General features: G+C 41.2%; 21 protein-coding genes. 6 read left to right on the top strand and 15 right to left on the bottom strand.

The features are described 5' to 3' along the window. Positions 1-35: 35 nt before the first annotated feature. Together DIU38_RS04995 and DIU38_RS05000 are read right to left on the bottom strand one after the other, a co-directional pair. On the bottom strand, positions 36-518 hold the full coding sequence (locus tag DIU38_RS04995) for a dihydrofolate reductase (protein ID WP_112655744.1): 483 nt from the start codon (positions 516-518) through the stop codon (positions 36-38). 288 nt (positions 519-806) lie between these two features. Beyond that, complete coding sequence (locus DIU38_RS05000; protein ID WP_112655742.1) at positions 807-1,628, bottom strand: thymidylate synthase; 822 nt, start codon at positions 1,626-1,628, stop codon at positions 807-809. A 180-nt stretch (positions 1,629-1,808) separates the two neighbouring features. Between DIU38_RS05000 and ispE the strand changes: the two genes are divergently transcribed. Beyond that, entirely contained in the window at positions 1,809-2,609 is an 801-nt protein-coding gene (gene ispE / locus DIU38_RS05005; protein ID WP_090526498.1) for a 4-(cytidine 5'-diphospho)-2-C-methyl-D-erythritol kinase, read from the top strand. Between the two features lie 248 nt (positions 2,610-2,857). Here ispE and DIU38_RS05010 read toward each other — a convergent pair whose 3' ends face one another. From DIU38_RS05010 to tgt, 5 genes are all read right to left on the bottom strand, one after another. Then, the gene (locus tag DIU38_RS05010; protein WP_112655740.1) at positions 2,858-3,745 is read right to left on the bottom strand and encodes an NAD(P)-dependent oxidoreductase; all 888 of its coding nucleotides are present in this window, start codon (positions 3,743-3,745) and stop codon (positions 2,858-2,860) included. A 3-nt stretch (positions 3,746-3,748) separates the two neighbouring features. Continuing rightward, the gene (locus DIU38_RS05015) at positions 3,749-4,027 is read right to left on the bottom strand and encodes a lipopolysaccharide assembly protein LapA domain-containing protein (protein ID WP_167516085.1); all 279 of its coding nucleotides are present in this window, start codon (positions 4,025-4,027) and stop codon (positions 3,749-3,751) included. Between the two features lie 1,008 nt (positions 4,028-5,035). Continuing rightward, positions 5,036-5,938, bottom strand: coding sequence for a DMT family transporter (locus tag DIU38_RS05020; protein WP_112655736.1), 903 nt, complete (start codon positions 5,936-5,938; stop codon positions 5,036-5,038). Then, positions 5,938-7,041 carry an LptF/LptG family permease gene (locus tag DIU38_RS05025; protein WP_112655734.1) on the bottom strand — a complete coding sequence of 368 codons (1,104 nt, stop codon included), beginning with the start codon at positions 7,039-7,041 and terminating at the stop codon, positions 5,938-5,940. Before DIU38_RS05025 ends, DIU38_RS05020 begins: the two co-directional genes overlap by 1 nt. A 65-nt stretch (positions 7,042-7,106) precedes the next feature. Continuing rightward, a complete protein-coding gene (gene tgt, locus DIU38_RS05030) occupies positions 7,107-8,237 on the bottom strand; it encodes a tRNA guanosine(34) transglycosylase Tgt (protein ID WP_112655732.1) in 1,131 nt (376 codons plus the stop codon). A 423-nt stretch (positions 8,238-8,660) separates the two neighbouring features. Between tgt and DIU38_RS05035 the strand changes: the two genes are divergently transcribed. From DIU38_RS05035 to rsmG, 4 genes are all read left to right on the top strand, one after another. Continuing rightward, the gene (locus DIU38_RS05035; RefSeq protein WP_407716479.1) at positions 8,661-9,581 is read left to right on the top strand and encodes a glycosyltransferase; all 921 of its coding nucleotides are present in this window, start codon (positions 8,661-8,663) and stop codon (positions 9,579-9,581) included. Next, a complete protein-coding gene (locus tag DIU38_RS05040; RefSeq protein ID WP_244311262.1) occupies positions 9,572-10,030 on the top strand; it encodes an RNA polymerase sigma factor in 459 nt (152 codons plus the stop codon). Before DIU38_RS05035 ends, DIU38_RS05040 begins: the two co-directional genes overlap by 10 nt. Then, entirely contained in the window at positions 10,030-10,095 is a 66-nt protein-coding gene (locus tag DIU38_RS33800) for a sigma factor-like helix-turn-helix DNA-binding protein (RefSeq protein ID WP_244311300.1), read from the top strand. Before DIU38_RS05040 ends, DIU38_RS33800 begins: the two co-directional genes overlap by 1 nt. Before the next feature lie 69 nt (positions 10,096-10,164). After that, positions 10,165-10,791 carry a 16S rRNA (guanine(527)-N(7))-methyltransferase RsmG gene (rsmG, locus tag DIU38_RS05045; RefSeq protein ID WP_112655730.1) on the top strand — a complete coding sequence of 209 codons (627 nt, stop codon included), beginning with the start codon at positions 10,165-10,167 and terminating at the stop codon, positions 10,789-10,791. A 121-nt stretch (positions 10,792-10,912) separates the two neighbouring features. On the opposite strand, the gene DIU38_RS05050 is transcribed toward rsmG, so the two are convergent. The 3 genes from DIU38_RS05050 to DIU38_RS05060 form a co-directional block, all read right to left on the bottom strand. After that, positions 10,913-11,155 carry a hypothetical protein gene (locus tag DIU38_RS05050; RefSeq protein WP_091162272.1) on the bottom strand — a complete coding sequence of 81 codons (243 nt, stop codon included), beginning with the start codon at positions 11,153-11,155 and terminating at the stop codon, positions 10,913-10,915. Between the two features lie 292 nt (positions 11,156-11,447). Continuing rightward, on the bottom strand, positions 11,448-13,214 hold the full coding sequence (locus DIU38_RS05055; protein WP_112655728.1) for a M56 family metallopeptidase: 1,767 nt from the start codon (positions 13,212-13,214) through the stop codon (positions 11,448-11,450). Continuing rightward, complete coding sequence (locus DIU38_RS05060) at positions 13,211-13,588, bottom strand: BlaI/MecI/CopY family transcriptional regulator (RefSeq protein ID WP_091210684.1); 378 nt, start codon at positions 13,586-13,588, stop codon at positions 13,211-13,213. The genes DIU38_RS05055 and DIU38_RS05060 overlap by 4 nt, the downstream gene beginning before the upstream one ends. A gap of 248 nt (positions 13,589-13,836) precedes the next feature. Between DIU38_RS05060 and dprA the strand changes: the two genes are divergently transcribed. Continuing rightward, entirely contained in the window at positions 13,837-14,934 is a 1,098-nt protein-coding gene (dprA, locus tag DIU38_RS05065; protein WP_112655726.1) for a DNA-processing protein DprA, read from the top strand. A 119-nt stretch (positions 14,935-15,053) separates the two neighbouring features. Here the strand turns inward: dprA and DIU38_RS05070 are convergent, their stop codons facing one another. From DIU38_RS05070 to DIU38_RS05090, 5 genes are all read right to left on the bottom strand, one after another. After that, positions 15,054-15,530, bottom strand: a complete 477-nt coding sequence (locus tag DIU38_RS05070) for a SixA phosphatase family protein (protein ID WP_112655724.1) — start codon at positions 15,528-15,530, stop codon at positions 15,054-15,056. A gap of 166 nt (positions 15,531-15,696) precedes the next feature. Next, positions 15,697-16,317, bottom strand: a complete 621-nt coding sequence (locus tag DIU38_RS05075) for a porin family protein (RefSeq protein ID WP_112655722.1) — start codon at positions 16,315-16,317, stop codon at positions 15,697-15,699. 132 nt (positions 16,318-16,449) lie between these two features. Beyond that, positions 16,450-17,376: a glycosyltransferase family 9 protein gene (locus DIU38_RS05080; protein WP_208809244.1), complete on the bottom strand. Its 927-nt coding sequence runs from the start codon at positions 17,374-17,376 to the stop codon at positions 16,450-16,452. 51 nt (positions 17,377-17,427) lie between these two features. Continuing rightward, positions 17,428-17,931 carry a D-glycero-beta-D-manno-heptose 1-phosphate adenylyltransferase gene (gene rfaE2 / locus DIU38_RS05085; protein WP_091162286.1) on the bottom strand — a complete coding sequence of 168 codons (504 nt, stop codon included), beginning with the start codon at positions 17,929-17,931 and terminating at the stop codon, positions 17,428-17,430. Between the two features lie 81 nt (positions 17,932-18,012). Then, positions 18,013-18,579, bottom strand: coding sequence for a D-sedoheptulose 7-phosphate isomerase (locus tag DIU38_RS05090; RefSeq protein ID WP_112655718.1), 567 nt, complete (start codon positions 18,577-18,579; stop codon positions 18,013-18,015). Positions 18,580-18,628 lie beyond the last annotated feature (49 nt).

An 18,628-nucleotide genomic window follows, 5' to 3' on the forward strand; every position in this document is an offset into this window, starting at 1 on the left:
AATTTTAAATTAAAACAAAATCATGACAAAGAATGTTAGCGACGCTCAAGTGTGATAAACGAATATTTATACTTGTTTTTTTCGTCGGGCTCAAAATCTTCACGATCTTTTTCCTGCCACTCATCAGGATTTAACTCCGGGAAGAATGTATCCCCCTCAAAATCCTGGTCAACAATGGTGAGATATATGCGGTTTGTAAGCGGGATAGCCTGCCGGTAGATCTCAGCTCCGCCAACAATAAAAACTTCATCCTCGGCCTTGCAAAGCTCAATAGCCGCTTCAATGGATGGTACCACCTCGCAACCATCGATACTGATGGCCTGTCGGGTGATCACAATATTGCGCCGCTTGGGCAACGGCTTACCAACCGAATCAAAAGTTTTACGGCCCATGATCACGGTATGCCCGGTAGTTATATCTTTAAAATGTTTCAGATCATTAGGCAGGTACCAGAGTAATTTATTGTCTTTACCGATAGCGTGGTTTTTGGCTATGGCTACGATGATGGATAAAATCATAGGTTCATTAGTTCATTAGTTCATTGGTTCATTGGTGCTAAGCAGGTGAACCTTGTTTTTCAAAGCGTTATTGTTTCTCAAAACGCCCATGTTTTCAAAGCCTCATTACGAGGTACGAAGCAATCCCCGATGTACACAGCTACTTTGCATGGCTCCTCTGTATAGTTTGGGTTGCTTCGTACCTCGCAATGACGTATAGTTTATTTTGTAAGGATAGTGAAATTCTATTAATTCTTAAATCTGCCCACGGTAAATACCGATGAACTAATGAACCAGTGAACAAATGAACTACACCGCCACTTCCGCTTTAATATGCGGCCAGGGATCATAATTCTCCAAAGTGAAATCGTCAAACTTGAATGAAAAGATATCTCTTACCTCCGGATTGATTTTCATGGTTGGCAGGGGGCGAGGATCGCGGCTTAGCTGCAGCCGGGCCTGGTCCATGTGGTTGTTGTACAGGTGTGCATCACCAAAAGTGTGTATAAAGTCACCAAGGTCAAGGTTACAGACTTGTGCCATCATCATGGTGAGCAACGCATAGGAAGCTATGTTGAACGGAACTCCTAAGAATATATCTGCACTTCTCTGATACAACTGGCACGATAACTTTCCTTTAGTCTCGCCTTTTGAAATATCGGGCGGAGCTACATAAAACTGGAACAAACTATGGCATGGCGGCAGGGCCATCTGATTAACCTCGGCAACGTTCCAGGCTGACACGATGATACGGCGCGAGTCGGGATTGTTTTTAAGCTGGTTCACCACCTGTTTGATCTGGTCGATATGGCCGCCATTCGGTGTAGGCCATGAGCGCCATTGTTTGCCGTACACGGGGCCAAGGTCGCCATTTTCGTCGGCCCACTCGTCCCATATTTTTACGCCATTTTCTTTCAGGTAGCGGATATTGCTGTCGCCGCTCAAAAACCAGATGAGCTCATGGATAATAGATTTGAGGTGCAGTTTTTTGGTGGTTACCATCGGGAAACCATCCTTGAGATTGAAACGCATCTGGTAGCCAAACACACTTACTGTACCGGTGCCGGTTCTGTCATGCTTTTGCGCTCCGGTTTCCATCACATGCCTCATCAGGTCGAGATACTGTTTCATTTTATTTTAAGTTAGATTAGGTTGATTGAGTGAGATTGGTCAATTAGGTTATTGCTTTGAGAAGGCAACGACATAATGACCTAATGACTCAATGACCAAAGTTTCAAAAGGCAAAGAAAAATAATCTACCTTTGGTTTCCTACGGATGTTGGCAAATACATCACGTGTTAATTAATTTGTATGATTTTATTTCCGAATGCAAAAATAAACATCGGCCTCAATATTACCGAACGCCGGCCGGATGGTTATCATAATCTCGAAACCATTTTTTACCCTATCGACATTAAAGACGCCCTTGAAGTAGTGAAAAGCGACAAATTTAGCTTCACCTCAAGCGGGCTGGATATTCCTGGCCTACCGGAGGATAATCTCTGCGTTAAAGGTTATCAAATGCTCAAGCAGGACCATGACCTGCCACCGGTGAGCATTCATCTGCATAAGCATATTCCGATAGGCTCGGGGTTGGGCGGGGGATCGGCCGATGCCGCATTTTTTATCAGGTTGATGAATGATGAATTTAAACTCGGCCTTTCGGTAGATGAAATGACCAATTACGCGCGCCGCCTCGGTGCCGACTGCGCTTTTTTTATCGAGAACAAACCTGTGTTTGCTTTTGAACGCGGTGATGAATTTGAGAACATCAGGCTCGACCTGTCGGCTTACAAAATCGTGTTGGTAATGCCGCCTGTCCATGTATCAACAGGGGAAGCTTTTCGCGGTATAAAGCCGACCCCGGTAAAAGATTCATTGTTCGATTTGATCAACGAACCGATAGCTGATTGGAAGAAGCTTATCAAAAATGATTTTGAACAAACGGTGTTTGAAAATCATGCGGAAATCAGAGGTATCAAAGCGGCCCTTTATGAGGCAGGGGCCATATACTCAAGCATGAGCGGAACCGGAGCATCTGTGTTCGGTATTTTTGCTGAAACTCCCGATTTGAAATTTTTGGAAGGGGAGAACCAAGTGTTCTATTTATGATTTCGGGACTTGGATTTTCGATTTCGGATTTGGTAGGAATCGGGAAGCTGTCCCGAAGCAAAATAAAATCGTCGTTGCGATATAAAGCAATTCTGCTACGAAACTTAATCATCCTGCTGCATGTAAATGCCGGATGATTTATCGATCATTTTATCAGTCGATAGACCATCCGGCATTTTATTTAAAAGAAATATCCGATTCCAAAATCCTACTTACAAATTCCGAAATCAAACATCCGAAATCCGAAATCAAATGCCCGCGTCTTCACTCACGCCTCGCCCTATGCCTTCCACCCAGTCGTTCTCGCCCCAGCCTTTGGCAATAGCGGTTAGTAAACGGCTGTGTACGGCGTTTGCAATAGGCATGGGCATCTCGCTTGTCTGCGATAATTTAAATGCGAGGCGCGCATCTTTATAACCCAATTTTGATTTGAAGCCTACCGGTTGATATTGCTTGCCGGCAAGGGCCTTGCCGTAGCTCTGGAAAATTGGAGCGTTGAAAAGCGTCGAGCTGAAAAAGTCGGCTACCTGCATTCTGCTTAGTCCGTTTTTTTCGGCAAGGGTGAATGCCTCGGCCATCATTTCCATGGATGCCATGATCATAAAATTGCCTGCTATTTTAACCACATTTGCACCCCCCGCCGAGGGGCCAAAATCAATCACTTCCTGGCCAAGTAAATCAAGTATAGGACGGGCATCAGTTTTAGTTTGTTCATCACCCGAAACGCAGATCCATAGCTTACGTGCAGCGGCTGCTTCGGGCCTTCCGAATACAGGGGAAGCGAGGTAGCGGGTTCCTGCCTGTTCATGTAACCTGGCAAGTTCTTCAGAAGTTCCAGGTGAAATAGTGCTCATGGATATGTGTACAGCATTTGGCTGTAGCGTTTTTAAAATTCCGCCGTCGCCTACGGCCGATTCTCGCAGCACCTCGTCATCTGATACCATGGTGATCAAAAATGGCACATTTGCCGCAGCTTCGGCAGGACTCTGGCATTTGGTTACACTGTCGGTGCCAAGCTCGTCTACCTTTGAAAGTGTGCGGTTGTAAATCTGCAAATGATACCCTGAGTCAATGAGGTTTTTGGCCATGCTGGTACCCATGTTGCCAAGCCCTATAAATCCAATCTTTGTTTTCATATTTTAGCTGATGTATTCCCTGTCTTCGTCACTTAGTGTATCGGTGTCGTCTTTTTTGTGCATGGCGTCATGATAGCCTTCAATATCGAACTTTTGTTTTTTAGGCCATGCCACGATCAAGCCCAATATAAAACCTGTTACCGCAACTACCAGCATCATCATTAGTTTGGATACCCTGAAAGTGGCGAACAAAAATTTGAAGTAAACCTCGTCGGTATTTTGCATTAGTACGATGGTAAGCAAAACTGCGATGGCTACAATGACTATTGTTTTAATGCTCATGATGGATGTTGGTTTTAGAGTAATACAATATCCGCTTTTAAAATGTTTAATAAAAATTGATCTCATGTAAATCGAGGTCATGGAATTTGATCGCGAAATAGTGCGGAGATGTGTCTGCATTTTTAGGTTCATATTTTATTGGCTGTGTCCACCTCTGGTAGCTCTTCAATTTTAAGTCGCCCAGATTTTGCCCGGTTGATAATTGCCCTTTCAAAAATGAGGTGACAATAACCGCAGTGAAATTTTGCCCGTATTTTTCAAAGGCTAAAATCAGAACTTTTAATACCCCTGGAATTTGATATTGCGAGGATTTCTTTCGCCCAAAATTTCTTTGCGAGAATCCTGCGAGAGTGAAAAAAAATCCGTTCGAAAACTGATTTTGTATACAAGCAGGAGAGATGCCGCGATTTTTTTTTATTCCTGGATTATTACTTCACTACACTTTCTGACGTGGGCTTTGTTCGTGCCGAAATCGAAATTTTTACACTAAATAAGATGCATTAATTATCTGATTTATAAATTTATATGATGATTTTTTGCTTGTTATTTTTTAAATACTAATTTTTTTAGTTTTTTGTGATTTTATTTGCATTGCTTTTGTTTGATTATTTGTTTATATAAATTATATAAATATCTGATTTTTAAATTTATATTTTTATAATATAAATAGTTAGTTCAAATTTATTAATCGGTGTGAAATGACTTAAATTGAAATTGTATAGTTTGCCGATCCAATTTTTATATTGGAACTTAATACACTAAGTTAAAATTGGATTTTGCCGCTGTTTTGCGCTGAGATGTTAGTTGAGCCCGGAATGCCTTGAAAAATTTAAATCGCTCTGAGGGGCTAAAAATAGCCAAAGCGGACGCTGATATTTCGCTCCTATTTTGGAGTTGAGGATGTGAAAACTAAGGCTGATTGGAGTTGTTGAATCGCTGTTTAATAACAGGCAGAAGTACGGCCGTTACAAGTATCTGTATGAGGTAAGCAAATGAGGAAGCTAAGAATTAGGATATGCTTTTATGCCGTGAAATTTGCTTTCGGGCTACGGGGTATAAAAAAATTGTAGACAAAATAAGGATGGCCCCGCCCCAAAATCCAAGCGTCATTTTATTAAGATCACCAAAAAAAATAAACGACAGGATGATACCATACACCGGCTCAAGGTTGGTGACGAGCGCTACCCGAAAGGCGGAAAGCTCACGCATTACAGATACCCCGGCCACGTAGGCCAGCGATGTGCATACGGTGCCAAGCAGCACCAGGTAACCGATATCTGCAGGCTTTAACAGCATGGCACGGGTGTAGCCGGAGGTTATAAATAGGTAGATCGAGATCCATACAAAGGCCCCTGACAGCTCATAAAATGCAATGACTGGTGCCTGTACTTTTTGCACCTGGCGCGAATTAATGATAGAGAAAAGGCTTGCGCAAACCGCGCTTACAAGTCCGGCTACAATACCCTTAGTGTATCTTGCTTCAAATTTGAAAATTAAAACGATGCCCGAAATAATTAAAAGCCCGGCTAAAATTTCCAATTTTGAAATGTTTTTTTTATTGATGATCGGCTCAAAAATTGCTGTGAAAAGCGTGATTGATGAAAGGCAAACCAGGGTTACCGCAACGGTTGAAAGCTTGATGGCTGCAAAGAAAAGGATCCAGTGCCCGCCCACAATTGCCCCCGTAAACACCAGTTTGATCAGCGTTTTTCTATCGACTTTAAAATCGGTTTTATTGAATTTAAAATACAAAAACAGCGAAACAAAGGCAATAAGGACTCTGTACCACACCAATTGTACGGCCGAAATGGTGATCAGGGCGCCTAAAATTCCGGTAAATCCCCACACAAAAACAGTAAAATGGAGTATTATAAGGTTCTTATTTAGGGTCAAGGGGGTGTTTCGCGCCATTATTTGGGTGCTTTTAAAAGTAGGTAATAGCCCAAAATGCCAAAAACGATGTTAGGAATGAATACAGCTGCCAGAGGCGACATGCCCCCTTTTACCGAAAATACAAGCGCAAACCGTTCTAATATAATATAAGCGAAGCATAATAAAATACCTATCCCCAGGGGTAATCCAACACCTCCGCGTACCTTTCTTGAAGATATGGAAACACCGATTAAAGTAAGTACAAAGGCTGATAAAGGGTATACAAAACGGTGATATTTTTCAAAATAAATAGCCTTTAAATATTCCGGGCGGCGCAGTTTTTCCTTGTCAATATTCTTGTTCAGGTCGCTTAAAGACATGGCCTGGTATACGTTATCATATACAATAAAATCGCTCGGGTGCATATCCAAAACAGTGTCTTTTGGTGTGTTGCTTGTAATGAATTGTTCTTTCATTCCGTTTACATATTTAACACTGTATTGTTTAAGCGACCAGATCCGTTTTAAAGAATCGTATTGAATTTGTTCGGCAATCAGTTTTTCACGCAACGTATCACCATTAAATTTCTCCATTATAAAATTGTAACCTAAATGAGTTGTGGGATCGTAATTGGCAAGATAAACAAAAGTATGTTTGTCTATTTGCATGTGTACCTCCACCTTAGTCGGGTCATTGTCCATCATGCCATTGGCATTTTCAAAGTCGATTTTCAGCCGATTTGTGAAAGGAATAAGGTATACATTTGCAAAAAAAGACACCACAAATATGATTGATGAAGCGATTACATAAGGTCTTAAAAATCGATTGAAACTTGCCCGGCCGCTCAATATCGGAACGATTTCTGTTTGATTTGCCATCTTAGCTGTAAAGAAAATCACCGCTAAAAAATTGATCAATGGCGACAGCATATTCAAATAAAACGGAATAAAACCCGCGTAATATCTGAACACAATATCGTGCAGACTGGCATGTTTATTAAGGAAATTATCCAGCTTTTCTGATACGTCAAACACTACAGATATCACCATGAAAATACCCATAGTAAATATAAAAGTGCCGAGGTATTTGCCAATAATAAACCTGTCGATGATCTTTAAATATCTATGAAAAAAAGCTTTCATCTGTCGGTTGTTTGATTGTTAATTTCCATGTTTTTCCTGGAGATTTCTTGTGATTTTAGGAGTTTTTATAAGCGCTGCCCAAGGCGCTTTGCCATCATGTTTTTCCAATCGTAAAACTCACCTGCAATAATTTTTTTTCGCGCCTCTTTAACCAGCCATAGATAAAAATGGAGGTTGTGCAAGGTGGCGATCTGAGCGCCTAACATTTCGCCCGAGTGGATCAAATGACGTAAATAGGCTTTGCTGTAATCCCTGTCGGCGAACAGATCGCTGTCATCTTCAATGGCCGAAAAGTCGTTTTTCCATTTCTCATTTTTTATATTGATGATGCCGTTTTTGGTAAAGAGCATGCCGTTACGTGCATTACGGGTTGGCATAACGCAATCAAACATGTCAATGCCCAGGGCTATGTTTTCCAAAATGTTTACAGGCGTACCTACCCCCATTAAGTAACGTGGTTTTTGCTGCGGTAATATATTGCATACAATTTCGGTCATGGCATACATTTCCTCGGCCGGTTCACCGACCGAAAGGCCGCCTATGGCATTACCTTCACGCTCATATGAGGCTATTACTTCGGCCGATCGTACGCGCAGATCTTTATATACCGAACCTTGTACAATTGGGAAAAGTGTTTGACTGTAGCCATATTTTGGCCCGGTGCTGTCAAATCTGTCGCAGCAACGTTTCAGCCAGCGGTGGGTCATTTCTATCGATCGTTTTGCGTAGTTGTAATCGCAGGGATAGGGGGTACACTCATCAAACGCCATGATAATATCGGCGCCGATTATGCGCTGAATGTCCATTACATTTTCGGGAGTAAACAAATGTTTTGATCCGTCAATATGCGAGCGGAACGTTACCCCTTCCTCTTTTATTTTGCGTACTTCGGTTAATGAATATACCTGGTAGCCGCCGCTATCGGTTAAGATGGGACCGTCCCATCCATTAAATTTATGTAGTCCTCCGACGCTTTCAAGTGTATTTAAACCAGGACGCAGATATAGATGATAGGTGTTGCCCAATATAATTTGCGCCGAAATATCCTGTTTAAGCTCGTGCTGGTGTACCGCCTTTACAGTGCCGGCAGTGCCTACGGGCATAAAAATAGGGGTTTGTATGGTACCGTGGTCGGTAGTGATCTCGCCGGCTCGGGCCTTTGAAAGCGGGTCTTGTGCTGTTAAGTTAAATTTCATTTTAGGGTTGCAAAATTAGCAAAAAAAACCCTCATGCCCGTCCTTTCCAAAACGGCGGCAGGATAAAAGCTATTTATAAACGTGCTGAATATTAAAACCATGTTAATTAAAGTAATTTTATTTTAAGGGAGATTAAATAAGAGTACATTAAACTTCAAATTAACGCTGATATTGAGCCTTAATTTCATTGATTTTTAACAAATTTGCCTCATTATTTTTTTGTTTGGAAACGTACTTACACGACGCGCTTTTTATTCTTTTTCAGCTTTGTTTTATAGTTCAGCTATATTACCTGGTAAGCAGGCATACCCGCCTTGCAGGCCATAAACCCGCCGAAGGGCCGCCGCCAGAGTCTTAATCCCCATTTCTGTTATTATCAGCGCCCGCAACGAAGCCCGTAACTTAGAGGAAAATCTCCCATCGATACTGGAACAAAACTATCCTGATTTTGAGGTGGTTGTTATCAACGATTGCTCTTTTGATACTTCCGACGAGGTGCTTGAAACCATGCAGAAAAAATACGCCCACCTTAAAGTTGTTACCATTACCGAGCATGACCGCTTTAAAACCGGTAAAAAGTTTGCCCTTACTTTAGGCATCAAGGCATCAAAAAATGAACACCTTTTATTTACCGATGCTGATTGTAAACCAGCTTCCGAAAACTGGATAAGCCGTATGGCAGCCAATTTTGCAAGCGGTGTGCAAATAGTTTTGGGGTACTCTCCTTATTATAAAAAAGGTGGTTTTATTAATGCTTTTACCCGCTTTGAAACCATAAAAACAGCAACCAGTTACCTGTCGGGCGCGTTAACCGGCGACCCCTATATGGGTATTGGTCGCAACCTTGCCTATACAAAAACGTTATTTTTTAGTGCAAAAGGTTTTGCTTCGCACATGCACGTAATATCAGGCGATGATGACCTGTTTGTTAACCAGCATGCTACTCCTGATAACACAGTGGTTGAACTGAGTCCCGAATCATTTATGTTTACTGAAGCTAAAACCACATTTAAATCGTGGTTTAAACAAAAAAAGCGACACATGGGAGTGGGGAAACTGTATAAAAACCAGCACAGGCGTATGCTTAGTTTTGATGCAGTTAGCGGGTTTATATTCTATATTTTATTGATATTATTCCTTATTTTGAGATATGAGCCGTTACTGGCACTAGGTTTGTACGTTTTTAGGTTGATATTACAAATGGCCATTTATAATCGTATATTTAAAAAACTTAATGGCAAAGACCTTTGGTGGTATCTCCCCTTTTTTGACCTATTATATTATACATATTTAAATGTTTTTGGATTGATCGGTACCTTTTTAAAAACTACTCAATGGAAATAAACGCCAACTTTACCGAGAACGCAAAGAATGATTTTCACCTGGTAGTGAAGGCCAGGCAGGGAGATCAAAAAGCCTATGCCGATTTGATGCACCGTTATAAAGATTCGATTTATTTCATGGTGCTTAAGATGGTAAACAACAAAGAAGATGCAATGGACCTAACGGTTGAAACGTTTGCCAAGGCATTTGAAAAACTTGAAAAATACCAGCCTGATTTTGCTTTTAGCACCTGGCTTTTCAGGGTAGCAACTAACAATTGCATCGATTTTATCCGCAAAAAGAAACTAAGTACCATGTCAATTCACGGCATGATGGACGACGAAGGGGATGAAAAACCGCTGCAAATTAAGGCCGATAGTCTTAACCCCGAAGAAACATCTATCAAAAAGCAACAAACTCAGGAGCTAAGATCATTAATTGAAAGCCTCCCACGCGTTACCGTAACCTGATTACCTTACGCTATTTCGATGAGCTTTCGTACGAAGAAATAGCTCAGCAACTCGACCTCCTTTAGGAACGGTAAAGGCGCAATTATTTAGGGCAAGGTACCTGCTTGGCAATATTATTAACCGTTTTAACAGGGATGACATCTGAAATAATTCTACAATATTTTCCTGATTTAAGTGCCGAACAGCGTGAGCAATTTGAAAAATTGCCTGCTTTATATGAACACTGGAACAGCCAGATCAACGTAATTTCCCGCAAAGATATTGATCTTTTATTTGAACGTCACGTGCTCCACTCGCTTGGGATTGCCAAAGTAATGGCTTTTTTACCGGGCGAAAATGTGCTTGATGTGGGTACCGGTGGGGGCTTTCCTGGTATTCCACTGGCTATTTTATTCCCCAAAACACAATTTCATTTGGTTGATTCGATAGGCAAAAAAATCAAGGTTGTTACGGAAGTAGCTGCAGCCTTAGGCCTCAGAAATGTGAAAGCATCACACCTGCGTGCCGAGCAAATTGCGGATAAATTTGACTTTGTAGTATCACGCGCTGTTACCCAATTAAAGGATTTTTATCCATGGGTAAAAGGTAAATTCAACAAGCAATCGAATAACAAATTACCCAACGGTATCCTGTATTTAAAGGGCGGCGATTTGGAGAAGGAGATCAAAGAATCGGGCTTAAAAGTTACCCAATATCATCTGAAAGATTACTTTAAAGAGGAGTTTTTCGAAACAAAACAGGTGATATACGTGAAGGGATAATCTATTTGTAATCCACCTTTCTGATTATAAATATGCACATAAAGACGCTACAGCGATAAAGTAAATCACTTTACGCATTCGCGTCTTTGCGGGAAATCATTTATAAAATGCGGTTTAACTTCTATATCAAATGATCATGATGCTGGTTGTCGGTGCGTGATGCTGCCCAAAAAACAAACCCCAGGAAAAATAAAGCACCGCCGGCAAAAACAGGCAGTTTAAATGTCCATCCGCCATTTAAGCCGGTAGTGATAATTGAACTGCCAGAGCTATCTACCGCATTGATGGTATGCTTATAAAAAAAATTACCTGCAATAAGCATCACAATGCCTACTATTGCTAAAATGATCCCAAACTTTTTCATATTATGAGGTTTAAAAATGAACAAAATCAGGCTAACGGTAAGGTCCAGGAAGTATAATTGGTACCTATTAAACAAAGCGGTATTTAATGTGTTTGCTTTGTTTTAGATATATTTTAAAAGAAATTGTCCCGATGGGATATATCTAAGTTACAAATTTTTGGATACTAAAAGAAATTATTTAGCTATTTGTAAAACAGGGCGGTTAAAGAGAACAAAGGGGTTTACGCAGAAAATTGCCGGGACGGTTTTAGGCCGGTCGACAATTAGAAAAGCTTGTTAAAAGCCTTTTTATTTACTTATTGTCAGTCAGGGGGCCATAGCCTAAAACAACAACTTCGCGAAGAGTAGTTGAAAGTTTAGCGGCGGATGTATTTGCCTGAGCATATAGTTTTGCAGGGGTATAATCGTATTTTTTATCCTGGGCATCTACCAATGATAGAGTTACAGGTATATTATAGTAACCTGATTTTACACTAAGGTTGCCATCAAAATCATTCACTACCCGCTGCACCTCATTGTCAATTTCCTGGTCAACACCTCTGATAATGTTTACATTGTTTATTTTCCCGTTATCGATACTGAAGGTGAGGATCACTCTTCCCGAAATATGGTTTAAGCGTGCCTTTGAAGGATAGCGAACGTGTTTTGCAACATACGAATACAGGTTCTGAAATGGATCGGCAGGTGGCGGTGGCGGCGGAACGCGCTCTGTAACTGCTGGTACAGGACCTGCCGGTGCTGCCGGGATAACCGGTGTCACCTCGACCACTTTAGGTGCTTTCTTTATCTTTTCCGGATTTGCAGGCGCTGGCGGAGGTGGCAGCTTTACATCAATAACTTTTGGTTTTTTGCTGTTTGCGGGTGGAGCAGGCGGAGGTGGTGGAAGCTTTGGATAAATTAACATTTTAGGAAATGTATAGCCGTATTTAGTTTTTAGTGTAGCCAGTTCTTCCGGGGTAGCTTTGCTTTTATAGTATTCTTTTTGCTCTCCGTTCTTTTCGGTAATAATTACCTTGAAATCGGTTTTTTTATTAACAAGGTAACCGGTTTCTTCGTATTTAAAACCTTTGGAAGTAACATCTGCTTTTTTTATTCGGACTGGGTCTACTTTTACAGTGTCGGCGGGGGCTATATGCGTATTGGCCAGCTTTTTATTAACAATTTCCTGTTGGGGCATCAGATCGAAAAAACCATAAGTTTTACTGAATACCAGGGTTGATGCACAAAGCAGGCCGGCGCATATGGGTACGGCCACGAGGTATTTTAGCCTGGCTAATTTCCCCGAACGTTTTTGGTTTAACATAATTATCCTCTTTTTTAATAAATTATAATTGAAAAATGAATGCGCCAGGGGCGAGCCGTTTAACCCATAAGCATTGCTTACCAAAAACGACGAATAGCTAAAGGCATCACTTTCCTGCGCGGCAGTTTGCTCGTCGGCTATATATTCATGGATGGTTTTCAGGCTGATTTGCAATAAATAAACCAGCGGATTAAACCAATTAATGATCTTGATCAGCTCCAGAAAAACAATATCAACCGAGTGTTTTTGACGAATGTGAACCAGCTCGTGCCTGATAATGATATTATTAGCCTGGGTTTTTGTGCCAATAAAAAGGTAGTTAAAGAAGGAAAAGGCGGTGTTTGATCCCTCTATATTGATGAGTTTATACTTACCATCAAACAGGGTTTTGGTGGCCTTTGTTAATTTGACCAATTGATAAAGCCTGATAAATAGTACTGTGGTAAGTACTATTATACCAAGTATATAGGCGTAAACCCAAATATCGTTAAAGGTTAACGTTTGCCGCACGGTAAGTTTTTGCACTGTTGTTTGGTAAGCCGTTTGAGGAATGATAACGATTATTTTGGTTGCAGTTTCAACCGGTTTTAGCCAGCCAATTTGTACAACGGGTAATACAAATGAAACCACACAGCTCAATAACAGGTATATACGGTTTAAGGTATAGTGTGTTTCTTTATTTAAAAACAGGCAATACCCGGCATAAAATACACACAGGTATAAATTTGCCTCAAGGAGGTAATACAGCCAGTTCATTGTTTTTCGTTTTTAAGTTTATCAATTAATGATGTTAATTCGTCCAGTTCTTTTACGCTGATCTTCTTTTCGTCAACAATAAATGATACCAGGCTTTGATATGAATTGCTGAAATAGTTTTTCATCATCTTATCAAATGTGAATTTTTTGTACTCCGCATCGCTGATGAGCGGGAAGTAAACATGCGAGTTACCATAGGCCTTATGGTCGATAAAGCCTTTGCCCTCCAATACCCTTACCACAGTCGACACCGTATTATAAGCGGGTTTAGGCTCAGGCATTTCTTCAATAATATCTTTAACAATGGCTTCTTTCAGTTGCCAAAGGATCTGCATTACCTGCTCTTCGGCTTTGGTTAGTTCTTTGATATGCATAGCAAGCTATTTTTATAGTTAGATAAAGGTAAAACTATTTTTATAGTTTGCAAACTATTTTTATAGTTTTTAAAAAAAATGTGCAGATTACGGATGTGCAGATATGCAATTAAATAATGAAAGGCGTTTGTTTTAAAGCTAAATATGATATCCAGACTTTATTTATTGCATTACAAATAACAGGTACTGCTTGAAAATCGACCGAATATTTATAATTTGCAAGGCCCTAATCTGCATGTCTAAACCCAATGTCATTACTCCATAAAGTAGCTTTATCTTTTGTTAAAAACCTCGGGCCGGTAGCGGCTAAGTCGCTGATCGCATATCTTGGCAGCGTAGAAGAAGTGTTTAACGCATCGCCCGAAAAAATGACCAGAATCCCGGGAATAGGTGAGAAGCGCGCTGTAAAATGGGATTTTGACGACGCTTTGAGGCAAGCCGAAAAGGAGCTGAAGTTTTTAGAAGGTCACGATATCGATGTCATTTTTTATACAGATGCCCGTTACCCCAAGCGCTTAAAAAATTGCCACGATTCGCCGGTGCTACTTTATGCAAAGGGTAAAATGGATCTTAACCCGCCCCACATTATTAGTATAGTGGGCACCCGTAACGCTACCGATTACGGCAGGCAATTATGCCGCCAGTTAGTTGATGAATTACAGCAATATAATGTATTAATAGTAAGTGGTTTGGCACATGGCATTGATGTAGCGGCACATAAAGAATGTGTAAAGCTAAACGTGCCAACCATCGGTGTACTTGGCCATGGGCTCGACAGGCTTTATCCTGCTCAAAACCGGGCCACCGCTGATAAAATGCTCGAAAACGGCGGTTTACTATCCGAATACCCTTCAGGCACTAATCCCGATAGAGAAAACTTTCCGCAGCGAAACCGGATAGTTGCCGGTATTGCTGATGCAACCGTGGTAATTGAAGCCAGTATAAAAGGAGGTGCGCTCATCACGGCCGAAATTGCCAATTCCTACAATCGGGATGTTTTTGCTTTTCCGGGCAGATTAGGTGATGAATTTTCTGAAGGATGTAACTTCCTGATCCGCAATAATAAAGCGAGCCTGCTAACCTGCCCTGCTGATCTGGCTTATAGTTTAGGTTGGGAAAAGAATGATGTAAGTAAACCTGTTGAGCAATTTATGCTGCCGTTTGATCTATCGGACGATGAACGGCTGATCATGGATATATTACGGCAAAACAATACGCCCGTTGCGATTGATGATTTAACCCTGCGGGCTAATATGCCTATGAGCCAACTCGCTATGAATTTGCTTACTATGGAGATGCAGGGATATATCAGTTCGCTGCCCGGGAAAATGTATCGTGCAAATTAAGATTTGTAAGGAGTTGGAAAGTCCGAATGTAAAGGAAGTTCGAAAGCTGGGAGACTTTTACGCCCTAAATAATGTTTACTTCCGGACTTACTGGCTTCTCTGACTTTCGGACTTCTCTGCTACCCCTTCGGTGAATCAAAATGTACCAGTTTCCCATCCTCTTCGCTGATAGATTGCCATGTATCGTTTTCAAAAGTAATGATAGCTACAGCACACGTAGGCATCTCTTTTAACTGGCTGGTGAGGTAATATAGTATTTGGCTTACGCCAGGGTTATGCCCAACTACGCCTATATAATCATATTCATCGGGCAGGCCATTAATCACTTTAACCCAGGTGTTTTCGCTGGCTTCGTAAATTCTTTTGTCTTCCCCGGGAGCCGGTAATTTAAACTGGTTGGCAAAAATCTCGGCAGTAGTTTTGGTACGAAGTGCCGGACTGGTTATAATAATTTGAGGGATTTGTAATTGTCCTTTTAAAAGAGTAGCCATTAAAACCGCATCCTGCATACCCGATTGTTTTAAAGGTCGGTCAAAATCAACATAACCGCTTTCATGGGTAGCTTTTGCGTGGCGTATTAATAATAACTTTTTCATGATTTTAAACGGCTGACCGATCGGTTTATAATGTTACGGTTTTGTGATTATAACGTGAGACATTTGTAATAAGTTTCCAATAATACTAAATAAATAAGGAGAAGCTGCTGCTTCTCCTTATAATAAAAGATAGACAAAGTCTGCTTCAATTTTTTCACCGGGTTAATTAAAACGCGTAACCAACTGAAATGCCGAAAACACGGTTTGTAAGTTTAATACCATCAACGTTGGTGATGTTGGTAAGTCCCCAATCATAATTAGCATTGATCAGGAAACCGGTTTTGAATTTAAAACCAACAATCGCATTTAAACCAGCGTCTGTTCTTTTGATTTCGTCCTGTCCGCTGCCAAATTTAATGTCTTCAGAATTGCCGTTGTTGTCTTTTGCTTTGCCGGAAACACCCATGCCAAGGTAAGGGCCGGCACCAAAGTAAAAGTCACCGACTACCGCAGGCACGTGGTACACAACATTTACCGGAACTTGCAGGTAATAGAGTTTTACTTTGCCGCCAGAGTTTGCTTCGCCATCAAAAGAAACACTTGATGATCCGCCTTTACCGGTAAAGTTTAAGGCTGGTTGTAATGATACATTGCCAAATTTAAAATCGACAAAAGCGCCTACGTTGAATGTGGTTAAGCTGCCCGAATTGCCGGAGCCGCTAACCCCGTCAACTGTAGCATGTAACGTTGCGAAGTTTACACCTCCTTTAAAACCAACGGTAGGTAATTGTGCAAAGGCTGCGAAAGATGCCATTAAAAGGCACAGGCTTAGTAATGTTTTTTTCATCGTGAAAGGATTTTAAGTTAATACACAAAATTATATAAATACACTAAGATTAAAACATATCTGGTGCTTTTTGTGAAATATTATCAATTGTGCATTTGTAAGTATAACCTAGGCAAGGTTTTATACTTGTAATTAGCGATTGGAGAAATCTACAATATCAGCTTCTGGCATATCGTTCATACATTTAAAGTGTCCGAGCGGGCATTTTTCAAGTCCGAATTTGGAGCAGGGACGGCAGGATAGTTCAATACCGGCAATCAGTGTTTCTTTTACTTTATAAGGCCAAACCCCCAGCAAATCGGGCGTGGTGCCACCCCAAACCGAGGCTATGGGCACATTAAACGCTTCGGCAATATGTGTGAGACCTGTATCAAAACCAATTACATTTTTTGCGCGCGATACCAGAAAAACCGATTCATCAAGTGATGTTATTCCGCAGGCATTATAAACTGAAGTACCAACTGCCGCAGCTATTTCATCGCCATTTGCTTTTATATCATTGCCGCCCAATAGCAAAACAGGTAAATTAAGCTGCCTGCAAATGCTAATGATCTTGTAATTAGGCATCCGCTTGGTAAAATGAGTTGCTCCTATTACAAATGCAACGTAACCATTTTGATGACTAAGCGGAAGTAGTTTAGTTATATCATGTTCAGCTTTAATATAATAGTCAATGGGATTGTCATCATTAACCACACCTAAAAACTTAACAGCTTTTAAATACCTGTCAACCAAATGCTCTTTACTTACCAGGTTGCGTTTCAACTTTAAACTTAGCCACTTTAAAAGCGGCTGTTTTTTATAAGTTGATGCTTTAATACCGGCACGTAGCTTGATAACGCTTGTGCGGAGATTGTTATGCAGATCGATGATGTGATCATACTTTTCGGCCTTAATTTCGTTGATGGTATCTGCTAAAGAAGGTTTTAATAATAGCAGCTTATCAACGTAAGGGTTATTATCATAAATATATTTAAAGGCCGGTTTAGTTAAAAAATGGACTTCGGCATTGGCGACCTGCCTTTTGAGGCAACGTACAACAGGCGTGGTATAAATTATATCACCATTGAACTAAAGCGGATCACCAGTATCTTCATGTTGTTATCAAGTTCAGGAAATCTGGTTCCTGATTTTTTCGATTATAGAAGTGGATGAATATCCTTCAACAAAATTAATGGTTTTAACCTCGCCTCCGTTTGCAATCACTTCTTTGGCGCCTACGATGTTTTCAACCGCATAATCGGCTCCCTTTACCAGTATGTCGGGCAGAAGGGAGCTGATCAAATTAAGAGGGGTATCTTCCTCAAAAACAACGATGGCATCTACAAAAAATAAAGCCGCCAACAGTGCTGCACGGCTGTTTTGATCATTTACCGGCCGGGTTGGGCCTTTGATGCGCCTAACCGAACTATCTGCATTAAGGCCGATCACCAGCTTGTCGCCAAGTTCGGCCGCTTTGGCCAGGTAGGTGAGATGGCCTATGTGCAGCAGGTCAAAAACACCATTGGTGAACACTACCTTTTTGCCTTCAGCTTGCCAGTTTTTGATCTGTGCCTGTAGCGACGGCTGATCTGTTATTTTATCAAGAAGGGTTTTTTCGAAGCCGGTCCTCATTTGTTTTTCCTGTAAACACACATCACATGTGTCTTTGTATATTATTAGAACGACGCGTGTGATGCGTCTCTACGGTACTGTTTAATCAAAAAGGTCATCAACGGCGGTACACAGGATATGCCCGATAAGGATATGCATTTCCTGGATACGCGCGGTAATGTTTGACGGTACGATAATGTTCAGCTCGCAAAGACCATTCATTTTACCGCCATCCCTGCCCGAAAGGCCTAATGTTTTAACCTCCAGTTTTTTAGCCGACTCAAATGCCGCCAGGATCCCCGGACTATTTCCACTTGTCGAAATGCCGATGAACAAGTCGCCGGGCCTGGCGAATGCCTCCAACTGGCGTGAAAATACATGTTCGTAGCCGTAATCATTGGCAATAGAAGTAAGCGCCGAAGTATCAACTGTTAATGCAATGCCCGGCAAGGGTTTACGATCTTTTACATAACGCCCTGTAAGCTCTGCTGCAATATGCTGAGCATCAGCAGCACTACCGCCGTTGCCAGCCAGTAATACTTTATTGCCTTTTTTTATGGTTGAGGTAATCATATCACAGGCTATCTCGATATCGCCGCCAAGCGTATCAATTACCCTTTGCAGCGTATCCTGGTGATCTTTAAGTTCGTTTAATATCTTTTGGTTCATTAGTTCACTTGTTCATTAGTTCATTGGTTGGTTAGGGCAAGCACATTTC

This window comes from Mucilaginibacter metallidurans, from assembly GCF_003286435.2.
Lineage (GTDB): Bacteria > Bacteroidota > Bacteroidia > Sphingobacteriales > Sphingobacteriaceae > Mucilaginibacter > Mucilaginibacter gossypii.